The organism is Verrucosispora sp. WMMA2121, from assembly GCF_027460185.1.
In the GTDB taxonomy this organism is placed as follows: domain Bacteria; phylum Actinomycetota; class Actinomycetes; order Mycobacteriales; family Micromonosporaceae; genus Micromonospora; species Micromonospora palythoicola.
On sequence record NZ_JAPZBH010000006.1, the window covers coordinates 704,634 to 718,795 of the forward strand.

At 71.7% G+C, this 14,162-nt stretch carries 13 protein-coding genes; 3 read left to right on the top strand and 10 right to left on the bottom strand.

The window, feature by feature from the left end; all coding sequences use genetic code 11:
* Positions 1-169 precede the first annotated feature (169 nt).
* Complete coding sequence (locus tag O7605_RS12165; RefSeq protein WP_269739286.1) at positions 170-1,051, top strand: transposase family protein; 882 nt, start codon at positions 170-172, stop codon at positions 1,049-1,051.
* A 216-nt stretch (positions 1,052-1,267) separates the two neighbouring features.
* Here the strand turns inward: O7605_RS12165 and O7605_RS12170 are convergent, their stop codons facing one another.
* Positions 1,268-2,608, bottom strand: coding sequence for an aminotransferase class I/II-fold pyridoxal phosphate-dependent enzyme (locus O7605_RS12170; protein ID WP_269739287.1), 1,341 nt, complete (start codon positions 2,606-2,608; stop codon positions 1,268-1,270).
* Positions 2,609-2,642: 34 nt separating this feature from the next.
* On the opposite strand from O7605_RS12170, the gene O7605_RS12175 reads away from it, so the two are divergent.
* Together O7605_RS12175 and leuE are read left to right on the top strand one after the other, a co-directional pair.
* On the top strand, positions 2,643-3,878 hold the full coding sequence (locus tag O7605_RS12175; RefSeq protein ID WP_269739288.1) for a bifunctional pyridoxamine 5'-phosphate oxidase family protein/GNAT family N-acetyltransferase: 1,236 nt from the start codon (positions 2,643-2,645) through the stop codon (positions 3,876-3,878).
* Positions 3,875-4,537, top strand: a complete 663-nt coding sequence (gene leuE / locus O7605_RS12180; RefSeq protein WP_269739289.1) for a leucine efflux protein LeuE — start codon at positions 3,875-3,877, stop codon at positions 4,535-4,537. The genes O7605_RS12175 and leuE overlap by 4 nt, the downstream gene beginning before the upstream one ends.
* A gap of 20 nt (positions 4,538-4,557) precedes the next feature.
* Here leuE and O7605_RS12185 read toward each other — a convergent pair whose 3' ends face one another.
* The 9 genes from O7605_RS12185 to O7605_RS12225 form a co-directional block, all read right to left on the bottom strand.
* Entirely contained in the window at positions 4,558-5,499 is a 942-nt protein-coding gene (locus O7605_RS12185) for a sporulation protein (RefSeq protein WP_269739290.1), read from the bottom strand.
* A 9-nt stretch (positions 5,500-5,508) separates the two neighbouring features.
* Positions 5,509-6,576 (bottom strand): hemolysin family protein, encoded by a 1,068-nt coding sequence (locus O7605_RS12190; protein ID WP_269739291.1) that lies wholly within the window; start codon positions 6,574-6,576, stop codon positions 5,509-5,511.
* Positions 6,573-7,925 carry a hemolysin family protein gene (locus O7605_RS12195; RefSeq protein WP_269739292.1) on the bottom strand — a complete coding sequence of 451 codons (1,353 nt, stop codon included), beginning with the start codon at positions 7,923-7,925 and terminating at the stop codon, positions 6,573-6,575. Before O7605_RS12195 ends, O7605_RS12190 begins: the two co-directional genes overlap by 4 nt.
* Positions 7,926-8,094: 169 nt before the next feature.
* Positions 8,095-8,430 (bottom strand): monovalent cation/H(+) antiporter subunit G, encoded by a 336-nt coding sequence (gene mnhG, locus O7605_RS12200; RefSeq protein WP_269739293.1) that lies wholly within the window; start codon positions 8,428-8,430, stop codon positions 8,095-8,097.
* Positions 8,427-8,690: a monovalent cation/H+ antiporter complex subunit F gene (locus O7605_RS12205; RefSeq protein ID WP_269739294.1), complete on the bottom strand. Its 264-nt coding sequence runs from the start codon at positions 8,688-8,690 to the stop codon at positions 8,427-8,429. Before O7605_RS12205 ends, mnhG begins: the two co-directional genes overlap by 4 nt.
* Complete coding sequence (locus O7605_RS12210; protein WP_269739295.1) at positions 8,687-9,268, bottom strand: Na+/H+ antiporter subunit E; 582 nt, start codon at positions 9,266-9,268, stop codon at positions 8,687-8,689. Before O7605_RS12210 ends, O7605_RS12205 begins: the two co-directional genes overlap by 4 nt.
* Positions 9,265-10,767, bottom strand: a complete 1,503-nt coding sequence (locus tag O7605_RS12215) for a Na+/H+ antiporter subunit D (protein WP_269739296.1) — start codon at positions 10,765-10,767, stop codon at positions 9,265-9,267. The genes O7605_RS12210 and O7605_RS12215 overlap by 4 nt, the downstream gene beginning before the upstream one ends.
* A 37-nt stretch (positions 10,768-10,804) precedes the next feature.
* Positions 10,805-11,269 (bottom strand): Na(+)/H(+) antiporter subunit C, encoded by a 465-nt coding sequence (locus O7605_RS12220; protein WP_269739297.1) that lies wholly within the window; start codon positions 11,267-11,269, stop codon positions 10,805-10,807.
* Positions 11,266-14,100 carry a Na+/H+ antiporter subunit A gene (locus O7605_RS12225; protein WP_269739298.1) on the bottom strand — a complete coding sequence of 945 codons (2,835 nt, stop codon included), beginning with the start codon at positions 14,098-14,100 and terminating at the stop codon, positions 11,266-11,268. Before O7605_RS12225 ends, O7605_RS12220 begins: the two co-directional genes overlap by 4 nt.
* Positions 14,101-14,162 lie beyond the last annotated feature (62 nt).

A 14,162-nucleotide genomic window follows, 5' to 3' on the forward strand; every position in this document is an offset into this window, starting at 1 on the left:
TCAGGGAGGTAGTTCCATCCTGAATCCGCTGGTCAGCAGGTCTTGACCCTTGGGCGGTGGTGGGTGATTGAGCAGGTCCACGAAGAGATGATCTCCGGGTTGATCGTTTGCCCAGCACCAGCGTGGCCTGCATGACATACAGGTGAGCCCTCGGCCAGGGTGTTCGGTCGTGACACACAAAAACCCGCCGGCCGAGGACTCGCCGCTTGTCTACCAGTCCCGTCTGCCGCTGTCCACGAAGACACTGACCACGGTCACCACCGCCATCCGCCGTCACCGAGCCCAGGTGCGCTCACGATGGCGCAAGCTACCCGACCACAGCGCAGCAGCGATCGTCCTCGCAGTGCTGCGTCACGACCAACGCCCGGTCGACCTGGCCGCCGCCAATGGCATCTCCGCCAACACCGTCCGCCGCTGGGTCAACCAGGTGATCACCACCCTCGCCGCCCAGATGCCCCGACTGTCCCGGATCCTGCGCCGCGCCCGCCACCACACACAGGTGGTCCTGCTCGACGGCACCCTGATCCCCGTCCAACGCCCCCGCGACCGACGCCGCCGCCACGCCCACTACAACGGCAAACACAAAACCTTCGGCCTGACAGTGCTCGCCATCACCGACCTGACCGGAAACCTGCTGTGGATCTCCGCCGCCTACCCCGGCCGCACCGCCGAGATCACCGCAGCCCGCCGACACCGCATCCCCGCCCACCTACGCCACCACGACCTGGCCGCCATCTGCGACCTCGGCTTCACCAACCTCGACGACCAACCCGGCCCCTACCCCGGCCTACGACCACGCCGCCAACCCCCCGGCCGACCCGACGACCACCCCACCATCATCACCGGCCGCCGACCCGCCCGCGCCCACCCACTGACCCGCTACCAACACGCCGTCAACAACCTCATCGCAGGCGAACGCGCCACCAACGAACACGGCTTCGCCGACCTGAAGAACTGGCGCATCCTCCACCAACTACGCGGCAACCACCGCCACGCCACCACCCTGCTCCGCGCCCTCACCGTCCTGACCCAAAGCCACATCACCCGCTAACAACCAAACGGGGCATGCCAAACGATCAACCAAAAGATCACCCACCCCGTAACCAGCCCACCCACCACCACCAACCCTACAGTCAAGACCCCCCTACCAGCCCAAACAGGATGGAACTACTTCAGGGAAGTTGCCGCCTCGAACCCGGTCAAGGCGGCAACAGCAGGGAAGTTGCTGCGGCCGCCTCCGCGCGTCAGCGTCCGTGTGCGGGGTGGGTCAGGCGGTGAAGTTCGGTGAAAGGGTGGGGCGGGCGGCGCGGGCGACCGTGTCGGCGAACGCCGGGATCTCCTCCTCGCGCAGGTCGCTGACGGTGATGCGCAGTCCGGGCGGGCCGGCGATCCGGTAGAGCGCGCCCGGCGCGACCACCCAGCCGGCGTCGCGCAGGACGGTCAGCGCGCTGGTCTCGTCGTCCACCGGTACCCAGACGTTGATGCCGGTGCGGCCGTGCGCGGGCAGGCCACTGGCGGTGAGGGCGGTGACCAGGGCGTGTCGCCGTCGTTCGTAACTCTGCGCCGCCCGGTCGACAAGGGCGGTCGTCTCCGGGTCCGCCCAGAGCGAGAGCACCAGGCGTTGCAGCACGGTGGAGACCCAGCCGGTGCCGACCCTCGCCCGGCCGGCCACCCGCGCCACCGTGGTCTCGTCCGCGGCCAGCACGGCCAGGCGCAGGTCGGGGCCGAAGGGCTTGCTGACCGAGCGGAGTAAGGCCCAGTGGGTGGTGGCTCCGGCGAGCGGGTGCAGCGGTACGCGGGCCAGTTCGGCGGCGTGGTCGTCCTCGATCAGCAGCAGGTCGGCCCGGCCGGCGAGCAGGGCGCGTAGGGCGTCGGCCCGGTCGGCGGAGATTGCCGCGCCGGTGGGATTCTGGGCTCGGCTGGTCACGATGACCGCTCGTGCTCCGGCGTCGAGGGCGGCGGCCACGCCCGCGACGATCGGCCCGTCGTCGTCGACGGGCATCCCGATCGGCCGTAACCCGAGGGCGGCCAGCAGGTCGAGCAGGCCGGCCCAGCCCGGATCCTCCACGGCGACCGCGTCACCGTGGCGCAGGTGCGCGTCGAGCAGGCGCTCGATGCCGTCCAGTGCGCCGCCGGTGAGGGTCAGCCCGGGCGCCGGTACCCCGTCGGCGGCCAGTCGAGCCCCGGCCGCCTCGGTCATCTCGGGCAGCACACCGAGGTCGGGGTAGCCCACCGGGTCGCCGACGGTGTCGGCGAGGGCGGCCAGGTGCCGGCGCAGCGGCGGCAGCAACCGCTGGTCGGGTTGACCTCGGGACAGGTCACGCTGGCCGGGTGCGGGCGGCGGGCGCAGCGCGGCTCGGCGGGCGGCGACCGGCGGTCGGGGGCGTACCCGGGTGCCGTGCCGGCCGGCGGTGACGACGAGTCCGCGACGGCGCAGCTCGGCGTAGGCCCGGGAGACGGTGGCGGGGCTGACGGCCAGGTCGGCGGCGAGCGTGCGCACCGGTGGCAGTGGGTCGCCGGGGGCGAGGGTGGCGTCGCGGATGGCGGATTCGATGCTGGCCGAAATCTCGACGGCCGTCGCTCCGGCAACCTGATAGCGTGCTGACACAAAGATGGGATTGTACTAGAACAAAGGTGGAGGCATGTACCCGCAGACCACCCGCACCACCGCCAGCCGTTCCCGGGACCGGATGAGCTACGACCGCGCCGCCGCGCACGCCGTGCTCGACGAGGCGTACCACTGCGCGCTCGGGTTCACCGTGGACGGTGAGCCCCGGGTGCTGCCCACGCTGCACGTGCGCATCGGGGACACGCTCTACCTGCACGGCTCCACCGGCAGCCGGCCGCTGCTCGCGGCCCGCGCCGACGGCCTTGCGGTGTGCGTCGCGGTCACCCTGCTCGACGGGCTGGTCTACGGGCGCTCCCAGTTCCACCACAGCGCCAATTACCGGTCGGTGGTCGCGCACGGCACCGCACAACCGGTCACCGACCAGATCGAGAAGGCCGACGTGCTGACCGCCCTGGTGGAGAAGGTCGGCACCGGCCGCGCGGCGGACAGCCGACCGCCGAGCCGGCGGGAGCTGGCCGAGACCGCCGTGCTGGCGTTGCCGCTGACGGAGGTGTCGCTGCGCACCCGCGCCGGCGGGGTACGCGACGACCCGGCCGATCTCGACCTGGCGCACTGGGCCGGGGTGGTGCCGCTGCGGCTGACCCCCGGCCGGCCGGAGCCGGACGCCGGGGTCACCGCGCCGCTGCCGACGTACCTGCGCCCGCGCCGCTCGCCCTGGCACGAGCCGGCGGCGCTGCGCGGCGCCCACGTGCTGCTGGAGCCGCTCGACCTGGCACACGCCGACGAGTTGTACGCCGCCACCGCCGACGCCGAGGTCTGGCGGCACCTCACCCGACCGCTGCCGACCGGGCCGGGGCAGGTTCGTGAGGTGATCACCGAGGCCCTCTCCGACCAGCACCGGGTCGCCTGGGTGCAACGGTGCGCGGTCACCGGCGCGGTGGTCGGCTCCACCTCGTACTACGAGATCGATCCGGCGCGTCGGTCGGTGACGATCGGACACACCATGCTCGGCCGGCCGTGGTGGCGTACCGGGATCAACACCGAGGCGAAGCTGCTGCTGCTCGCCCGCGCCTTCGAGGAACTCGACGCGGTGCGGGTGGTCTGGCACACCGACATCCGCAACGAGCGGTCGCAGCGCGCCATCGAGCGGCTCGGCGCGACCCGGGAGGGGGTGCTGCGGATGCACCGGTTGCGGCCGGACGGCTCGTGGCGGGACACCGTGCAGTATTCGATGACCGTCGACGAGTGGCCGAAAGCACAGGTCAGCCTGCGGGAAAGGCTTCGTGCCCAGCCCATGTCGGCCCGATGATGTCGGACGTGCTGGGAATCACCGACCTCTGGACGTACGTGCTGGGCACCGTGGCCATCGTGCTGCTGCCCGGCCCCAACTCGTTGTTCGTCCTCTCCACCGCCGCACGTCGTGGCGTCGGCGTCGGCTACCAGGCGGCGAGCGGCGTCTGGGTCGGTGACGCGATCCTGATGTTCCTCTCCGCAGCCGGAGTGGCGTCGCTGCTCAAGGCGTACCCGCCGATCTTCCTTGTGATCAAGTACGCGGGCGCGGCGTACCTGGGCTATGTGGGGTTGACCATGCTGCGCGGGGCGTGGCGACGCTGGCGGGACCGCAACGACCCGGCCACCCCGCGGTTGATCGACGCCGCGGAGCCGGCCGCGATGCGCAGCCCGTTCCGCAAGGCCCTGGTGATCAGTCTGCTCAACCCGAAGGCGATCCTGTTCTTCGTCTCGTTCTTCATCCAGTTCGTCGACCCGACCTATCCCTGGCCGGCGTTGTCGTTCCTGTTGCTCGGTCTGATCGCCCAGGTGACCAGCGCGCTCTACCTGACCGCGTTGATCTTCGCGGGCACCTTCCTGGCCGCCCAGTTCAGCCGGCGTCGCCGGCTGGCGGCCGGCGCGACGAGCGCGGTGGGTGCGCTCTTCCTCGGCTTCGGCCTCAAGCTCGCCCAGGGGTGAGTGGCGGCTGGGCGGCGACCTCACGTGCCACCGCCACCACCGCCGCCACCGCCCTCGCCGCCGCCGACACCCGCGCCGCCCGCGTCGCCACCAACTGTCGGGCCGGGCGGCAGCGGCCGGTCGGGTGGACGGCTGACGTGAGCCGACTCGGGGACGGGGGCTGACCAGTCGGCGTGGGCCGCGGCGGCGGCGTGCCGGTTGATCGCCTCGCGCAGCCACCCGTCGACGGTGCTCACCCAGTCCCGCTGGTCGACGCCGGCGTGCCAGATCCGGAACCGGCTGATGCTGGTGTGGGTGATTCCGGCCAGCGCCAGCCGCCGGTCGCACCAGAGGATCACCTCCAGGCCGGCGGAGTTGGTCACGAAGATCACCTCCAGCTCGGTGATCGGCCCGGCGTAGAGCGGACCGACCCAGAAGCCCCACCGTTGGTGCAGGGGCAGGGCCTGCGCCACGCCGGGTAGCCGGCCGTCGACCAGGCCGGACTGGCGGACGCGGAAGCCGAGCGTGTCCAGGGCGGCGAGGATGTGCTGCTGGGTCGGCAGCGGATGGACCAGAACCGGCACCATCGCCCCCTGGTCCAGGGTGGCGTCGACCGCCACCTCGGTACGCAGTCCCATCCGCAGGCTGAGCAACGGCACCCCACCCAGCGTGGTCACCGGCGTCTCCCACGGCACCGGGAACTCGAACGGGATCGACCGGGCCCGTCCGGCCCGCAGCACCATCGCGCCGGCCACCTGGGCCTGATGGAACTGCACCAGCCGGCGGGGAGCCTCCGGGTCGTCCGGCTCGACCGTGCTGACCAGGCCGAGCCGGACGTGCCGGACCGGTACGTCGACGGAGTCGGCGATGAGGTTCACCCGCCCCGGCAGGCGCAGGCCGGGACGGGTGCTCGGGTTGGCCAGCGCGGTCTGCACCGTCAGGCCCGTTCCGCCCGATCCCGGTGACACCCCCGTCAGCCGCACCCGTTACCCCTATCTGAGCCGGCGTACCGCGCGCGGGATCGGATCGGTCTCGTCGTCGAACTCCCCGATGACCTCCTCCAGCAGGTCCTCCAGCGCGACGAAGCCGACCGGCCGGGTGGGGCCGCCACCGTTGCGGACCAGGGCGAGTTGGGACTGGCGGGCCCGCATCACGGCCACCGCCTCGGTCACGGTGGCGGTGTCGGGCAGCGTGATGGCGTCGTTCATCAGGTCCGCCGCGGTGGCGTCGGGTCGACCGGCGGTGGCCCGCACCGCCTCCCGTACGTGCACCAGACCGCAGACGTCACCGGCGGCGTCCAGCACCGCCAGCCGGGACCGGCCGCTGTCCCGGCTGACCTGCTCGATGCGGTCCGCCGGATCGTCCCGGCGCACGGTCACCATCCGGTCGAACGGTTCCATCACCTGGGCGACCGTCGTGCCCTGCAACTCCAGCATGCTGGTGAGCAGTTCGTGCTGGGCGGCACCGAGCAGTCCGTGTTCCCGGGACTGTTCGAGCAGCATCCGCAGCTCGTCCGGGCCGTGCACCTGGGCCAACTGGTCCTGCGGGTTCACCTTCACCAGCCGCAGCATGGCGTTGGCCACCGCGTTGAGCACCGACAGCACCGGACGGGCCACCCGGGCGAAGGCCCGGAACGGCAGGGCCAACAGCAGCGCGGAGCGCTCCGGGTGGGTGATCGCCCAGGACTTCGGTGCCATCTCACCGACCACCAGGTGCAGGAAGGTGACCAGGCTCAGCGCGAAGATCAGCGCGATCACGTGGCTGGCGCCGTACGGCACGCCGACCGCGTGCAGCAGCGGGCTGAGCAGCCGCTCGATCGCCGGCTCGGCCAGGGCACCGAGGCCCAGCGTGCACAGGGTGATGCCGAGTTGCGCACCGGCCAGCATCAGCGACAGCTCACGTACCCCGTCGAGAGCGGCCCGGGCCGCCCGGCCACCGCCGGCCGCCGCCTGTTCCAGGCGGTACCGCTTGCTGGCCACCAGGGCGAACTCGGCGGCGACGAAGAAGCCGTTGAGCGCCAGCAGGACCACGGAGGTGATCAACGCGAATCCGGTGCTCATGCCGTCACCTCCGAATGCCCGTCGGTGACCTGGAGGCGGACCGAGTCGGCCACGTGCCGATCCACCGCGAGCACCTCGACCAGGGCGCGCGGCGGCACCTGGCCGTTCTCGCCGTCGGCCGGCAGGCTGATCTCCAGCCGGTCACCGACCTCGGGCACCCGGCCCAGCTCCCGCATGACCAGCCCGGAGAGGGTGTCGTACTCGGCCCCCTCGGGCAGGGCGATGCCGGTGCTGTCGGCGACCTCGTCGATGCGCCAGCGCGCGGGCACCACCCAGGAGCCGTCCTCCTGCCGCGTCGGGGCCCGCTCCGGCGGGTCGTCCTCGTCGCGGATCGGGCCGACCAGTTCCTCGGCGATGTCCTCGAGCGTGATGACCCCGGCGAAACCGCCGTACTCGTCGACCACGCAGGCGAGCTGGCGGTGCCCCGAGCGCAGCCGGTCCAGCACGGTGGGCAGCGGCAGTGTCTCGGGCACCAGCAGCGGCGGTACGGCGACCGCGCTGACCGGGGTGGCGGCCCGCTCGGCCGGTGGTACCTGGAGCACGTCGGCGATGCCGATCACGCCGACCAGGTCGTCGACGCCCTCCGCGCCGCGTACCGGGAAACGGGAGTGGCCGGTGTCGAGCAGCTCGACCACCCGGCTCACCGGCTCGTGTGCGCGCACGGTGTGCACGTCCACCCGGGGCACCATCGCCTCGCCGGCCGTCAGCTGCCGGAAGTCGAGCCCCCGGTCCAGCAGCTCCGACATGTCGGCGTCGAGATGTCCCTCCAGCCGGGACTCGGCGATGATCTGTTCCAGGTCCTCCGGGGTGGCGCCGCTGGGCAGTTCCTCGATCGGCTCGATGCCGACCCGCCGCAGCAGACGCACCGCGGACTTGTCGAAGAGCTTGATCAGCGGACCGGCCATGGCCAGGTAGATCAGGGTGGAGCGGGCCAGTGCCCGGGCGACCGGTTCGGGCCGGGCGATGGCCAGGTTCTTCGGGGCCAGCTCGCCCACGACCATCTGCACCACAGTGGCGATGACCAGGGCCAGCGCGACCGACAGCGGCAGGCTGACGCCGGTGGAGACACCGGCCACGCCGAGCAGCTCGGCCAGGCCGGCACCGAGGTAGGGCTCGGCGACGTAGCCGACGAGCAGGGCGGTCACGGTGATGCCGAGCTGTGCGCCGGAGAGCATGAACGACAGCCGCCCAGTGACCTCCAGGGCCCGGACGGACGCCTGGTCACCCTCGGCGGCGAGCTGCTTCAGCTTGCCGCGGTCGACCGCGACGTAGCCGAACTCCTGCGCGACGAAGTAACCCGTCGCGACGGTCAAGACAACGATCAGAAGAAGACCGACGAGGATCAACACGGGAGGTTCAGGGCTCCCGGGGTCGTCGGTGCGTGGGGATGCCGGGGCCTACCCGGCTGGCTACTGCTGCCCTCCTGGGCAGAAGAGTCGATCATGTGGTCATTCTACCGGCGGCGTGGCCCGGGCCGGGCGGGTGTGCTTACTCATTGTGTCCGCAGGGCGGGACGGCTCAGTGGTCGGCGAGTTCGTCGACGTCGAGCAGGTCCCGGTCCACCCGCCCGGCCCGGTACGCGGCCCGACCGATCATCTGGGCGGCGACCGGGGCGGTGGCCAGTTGGAAGAGCCCGACGAGAACGATCATGCCGAGGTCGGCCGGGCTGCGCAGCCGCAGACCCACCCCCAGCAGCAGGAGCAGCACACCGAGCACCTGCGGCTTGGTGGCCGCGTGCATGCGACTCAGCGTGTCCGGGAAGCGCAGCACCCCGATGGCGGCGGCCAGGCTCAACAGCGCACCGGTGACGAGGCTGACCGCGGCCAGCCAGTCCGCGACGGCGCCCGGTGTCACGACCGGTCCCGGACGGCGAAGCGGACCAGCGAGACGGATCCGACGAAGCCGAGCAGGGCGAGCACCACCAGCACCGGCAGGGTGGTGGCGTGCCGGTTGACCGCCGCCTCCGCGCCGACGGCGCCGACCATGGTGGCGAGCAGCATGTCGGCGGCGACGACCCGGTCCAGCAGCGTCGGACCCCGGTAGAGGCGGACGAGGGCGAGCAGCGCGGTCACCGACAGCAGGCTGGTGAGCACGACGGCGAGGAAGATCGTCACGGGAACTCCTTGTCCACTTCTCGGGTACGCGTCCGGCGTAGTTCGGCGGTCGAGCCGATCGCCGCGACGATCCGCCCTTCCACGGCGCGGACCTGGTCACGGCTGGCGTCGAGGGCGGCGGGGCCGCGTACGTCGAGCACGTGCACGTAGAGGATTCCGGCGTCCCGGTCCACCTCGATGATCAAGGTGCCGGGCACCAGGGAGAGCACCTCGGCGGTGAGGGCCAGGTTGAGGTCGGTGGGCACCCGCAGCCGCACGCCGATGATCGCCGAATGGGGCGTGTAGCCCGGTTGCACCGCGATCCGGGCGACGTGGGCGCTGGCCCGGACCAGCTCGACGACGAACCGGCCGCCGAAGGCCAGCAGACCCCGCGGCCGGAGCCGGCCGTGGAAGGTCACCGGCGGCAGCGGAAAGAACAGCAGCACCACGCCGGCGGTCAGCAGCCCACCGAGCAGGTTGCCCCAGGTGAACTCCCCCCAGAACAGGTTCCAGGCGAGCACCAGCCAGCCGTAGGCGATCAGTTGGTCACGCCACCGGCCGACCCGGGTCCGCCGGTCCGGAGCCGCCGGCGTGGTCATGACGTCCCGCCAGGCAGCACGGCACGCACGTACGGGGTGCGCTCGATCAGATCCGCCGCCGCCCGCCCGGTGAAGTCGAACAACGGTCCGGCCAGGAAGGTCAACGACACGCCGAGCACCACCAGGGCGACCGTGGCGCCGACCATCAGCGCGGGCAACGGAGCGGTCGGCGCGACCGTTTCGCAGGGCGAGCGCCAGAAGGCGATGTTCCACACCCGGCTCGCCACGTAGAGGGTGAGCAGGCTGGTCACGGCACCGACGGCCACCAGTGTCCAGGGCAGCGGACCGCCCACGGCGACGCCGGCCTGGAGCAGGCCGAGCTTGCCCAGGAAGCCGGAGAACGGCGGGATACCCGCCAGGTTCATCGCCGAGACGAAGAAGAGCACGCCCACCAGGGGCGCCAGTCGAGCCAGCCCGCCGAGGCGGCGCAGGTCGGTGCTGCCGGCCCGCTGCTCGACCAGTCCGGAGATCAGGAACAGGGTGGTCTGGATGGTGATGTGGTGGACCACGTAGAAGATGGCGCCGACCAGTCCGGCGACCGTGCTCAACCCCACTCCGAAGATCATGTAACCGATGTGACTGACGAGCGTGAACGACAGCAGTCGCTTGATGTCCGACTGGGCCACCGCGCCGAGGATGCCGACGAGCATGGTCAGGCCGGCCGCCACCATCAGCAGTTCCCCGGCCCGCTGGTCCGGGAAGAGCAGGGTCTGGGTCCGGATGATCGCGTACACGCCCACCTTGGTGAGCAGGCCGGCGAAGACCGCGGTGACCGGGGCCGGTGCCGTGGGATAGCTGTCGGGAAGCCAGGCCGACAACGGGAAGACCGCCGCCTTGATGCCGAAGGCCACCAGCAGCATCAGTTGCAGGCTCAGCCGTACGCCGCCCGGTAGCGCGTCCAGCCGCGCGGTGAGCTGTGCCAGGTTGAGCGTGCCGGTGGCCGCGTAGACCAGGCCCACCGAGATCAGGAAGATCATCGATGCCAGGACGTTTACCACGACGTAGGTGGAGCCGGTCCGGATGCGTGGCCCGGTGCCGTTGAGGGTGATCAGGACGAAGCTCGCGGCGAGCAGCATCTCGAAGCCGACGAAGAGGTTGAACAGGTCACCGGCGAGGAACGCGTTGCACACCCCGGCGGTCAGCACGAGGTAGGTGGGGTGGAAGATCGCCACCGGCGACCGCTCCCCGACCTCCGCCTGGCCCTGCCCGATCGAGTACAGCAGCACGCAGAGGGTCACCGCCGAGGAGACCACGAGCATCAGCGCGGCCAGTTGGTCGGCCACCAGCACGATGCCCACCGGCGCCGGCCAGCCGCCGAGCTGTACCACCAGCGGGCCCTGCCGGTACGCCTGGACCAGCAGGACGACCGCCACCACCAGGCTGGTGCTCAGGCAACCCACGCTCACCGTCCGCTGGGTCCACGGCCGGCCCGCCAGCAGCAGGGTCAGCGCGGCACCCAGCACGGGCAGCACCACCGGCAGCGGGACGAGCGTGTTCATCGCCGCCTCCGGTCCGGTCCGGTCGACGCGTACCGGCTCATCCCGGGCCCTCCTCGCGCGGTGGGGCGGGTGCGTCGACCTGCTGCGGATCGGCGGTCGGCGGCTCGCCGGTGAGATCGGCGGCGGAAACCTCCCGTTGGGCTCTCCGGCGGACGATCTGCCGGTCCTCTATGTCGTCGGGCACCTCGTCGTCGCCGCTGAGGTACCAGCTGCGGTAGCTGATTGCCAGCAGGAAGGCGGTGAAGCCGAAGGTGATCACGATGGCGGTGAGCACCATGGCCTGGGGCAGCGCGTCGCTCATCGCCGCCTCGTCACTGACGCCGACCACCGGCGCCTCGCCGGACCGGCCGCCGAAGACGATCAACAGGTTGACGCCGTTGCCGATCAGGATGACGCCGAGCAGGACCCGGCTCAGGCTGCGTTCCAGCAGCAGGGTCACGCCACAGCCGACGAGTACCCCGATCGTGATGAAGGAGACGAGGTTCGCTCCGGCGGCCCTCACCGTGCCTCCCCTCGCTGGCCGGCGAGCCCGCCCCCGGCCCCGCCGGCCGCCTCGATGTGCCGGTCCACCTCGGCGCCGAGGCTGCGCAGCACGTCCAGCGCCAGACCGATCACCACCAGGTAGACGCCGATGTCGAAGAAGAGGGACGTGACCAGGTAGAAGTGACCGACCAGGGGCAGCCAGAGGTCGACCGTGGTGCTCTCCAGCACGGTGCCGTCGGCGATCAGGGAGACCACGCCACTGCCGATCGAGAGCAGCAGGCCGGCACCGAGCACGGTGCCGGCACCGATCGGCGCCGCCTCGACCAACTCGTACCGGCCACCGGCGAGGTACCGCATGGTCAGCGCGAGGCTGGCCACCAGCCCTCCGGCGAAGCCACCGCCGGGCGCGTTGTGCCCGGAGAAGAGCAGGTAGAGCGAGAACAGGACCGCGGTGTGCGAGATCAGTCGGGTGACCACCTCCAGCACGATCGACCGTTGCCGTTCGTGCAGCGTCGCCCCGCCACGCAGCCAGACCGCCCGACCTGCGGGCGCCTCGTCCTCGGCGACCTCCCGACGCCGGGGACGGGGGCCGGTACGGGACCGGTGGAAGATCAGACTCGCCACTCCGGTGGCCGCCGCCACCAGTACCGCCATCTCCCCCAGCGTGTCCCAGGCGCGGATGTCCACCAGGGTCACGTTGACCACGTTGCGTCCGTGCCCCTCCTCGACCGCCAGGTGCGGGAACTCCTCGGAGATGGACCGGGCCTGCCGGGCCGCCGCGGCACCGACGGCCAGCGCGGCAACGGTCGTACCGACGATCACGCCGATCGTCCGCCGGATCCAGCGACTGCGCCGCAGCGGCCGGGTCGAGAACCGTTCGGGCAGTCGACGCAGCACCAGCACGAAGATCGCGATGGTCATCGTCTCCACGAGAAACTGGGTGAGCGCCAGGTCGGGCGCGCCGTAGAGCACGAACAGCATCGCGGTGCCGTAACCGGTCATGCCGACCAGCAGCATCGCGGTCAACCGTCGACGGGCACCCACGGCGAGCAGGGCGGCGACGCAGACCACCAGCAGCACCACCGGCTGCGCGGGAGTGGCCCACAGCTCCAGTGGCTGTTCCCAGGGCTCGATGAGGAGCACCGTCCCGCCCGGCACCGCGGCCAGCACGATCAGGATGAGGCCGAGATACTGCGGCAGCGATCCCCGCTGGGTGACGCTGGTGACGTCCAACGCGACCCGGTCGAAGCGGTGGGTGATCCACTCGTACCCCTGTTGGCCGGTGACCGGCCAGCGCAGCCGGGCCAGCACCGGGGCCAGCGGGCCGCGCAGCGCGAACAGCGCGGTGCCACCCACCAGCGCCAGCGCGGACAGGCCGAGCGCCGGGGTGAGCCCGTGCCACAGCGCCAGGTGTTTCCCGACGGCGCCGAAGAGTTCGGGATACGGGCGGAGCAGCTGGTCCAGCGCTCCCGCGGCGGGGCCCGCGACGAGCCCGACGACGGCCAGCAGGGCCGGTGGGGCCAGCAGCGACGGCGCGATCCGGCCCAGGTCGGTGGCGTCGGCGCCGGGACGGTCGGCGAACGCGCCCCAGATGAACCTGATGCTGTACGCGACGGTGAGCACGGTGCCGACGACGAGCACCGCCAGCACCAGCGGCCGGTCGGCGAAGGCGGCGAACACGGCCTCCTTGGCGACGAAGCCGAACAGCGGTGGCAGCCCGGCCATCGAGGCGGCCGCGAGCACGGCCACCCCGGTCAGCACCGGTGCGGTGCGCCGCAGCCCGGACAACTCGCGCAGGTCACGGGTCCCGGCGCCATGGTCGATCACGCCGACCACGAGGAACAGCGCCGCCTTGAACAACGCGTGGGCGAGCAGCATGGCGACACCGGCGAGCGCGGCGTCCGCGGTGCCCACCCCGACGACCACCGTCAGCAGTCCGAGCTGGCTGACCGTGCCGTGGGCGAGCAGCAGCTTCAGGTCGGTCTGCCGCAGTGCCGCCCAGCCACCCACCAGCATGGTGGCCAGGCCGGCGACCAGCACCACCGGACGCCACGGACCGATCACGGCGAGCACCGGGGTGAGCAGGCCGAGCAGGTAGACGCCGGCCTTCACCATCGCCGCCGCGTGCAGGTACGCGCTGACCGGTGTCGGTGCGGCCATCGCCACCGGCAGCCACGAGGTGAACGGCAGCACCGCCGACTTCGACAGCGCACCGAGCAGGATCAGCAGTACCGCGACGACCAGGTACGCCCCACCGGGCAGCGGTTGCTGGGCCAGCTCGGACCAGCGGTAGGTGCCGGCGTGGTGACCGAGCATGAGGAACCCGACAAGCATGGCCAGGCCACCGAGGGTGGTCACGGTCAGCGCCTGGGCCGCGGCCCAACGGCTCGACCGCCGTTCGGTGCTGTGGCCGATCAGCAGGTACGAGAAGACGGTGGTGAGTTCCCAGCAGACGTAGAGCAGCAGCAGGTTGTCGGCGAGGACCAGCCCGAGCATCGCCCCGGCGAAGGCGACGAGCACCCCGGCGAACCGTGAGTTGCCGAGCGCGTCGGGCGGGAAGTACCGGGCGCTGTAGCCGAGCACCAACGCGCCCACCCCGCCCACCAGCAGGGTCATCAGCCAGGACAGGGTGGTCATCCGCAGCGCGAGATCCAACCCCAGTTCCGAAATCCACGGGTAGGTCTCGACGACCGCACCGCCACGCGTCACGTCGGGTGTGCGTACCAGTGCCCAGCCGAAGGCGGCCGCCGGCACCGACGCCAGCAGGTAACAGGCGCGCGGACCCCACCGGCGAACCAGCGGCGGCGCCACGACGGCCGCCACGAGGTGCAGGATCAGCAGTACGAGCACGCGCGCTCCCGGTCGAGGTGGCCGCGACGCCCCATGGGGGTTGGGGGTCTAGCAGCGATCAG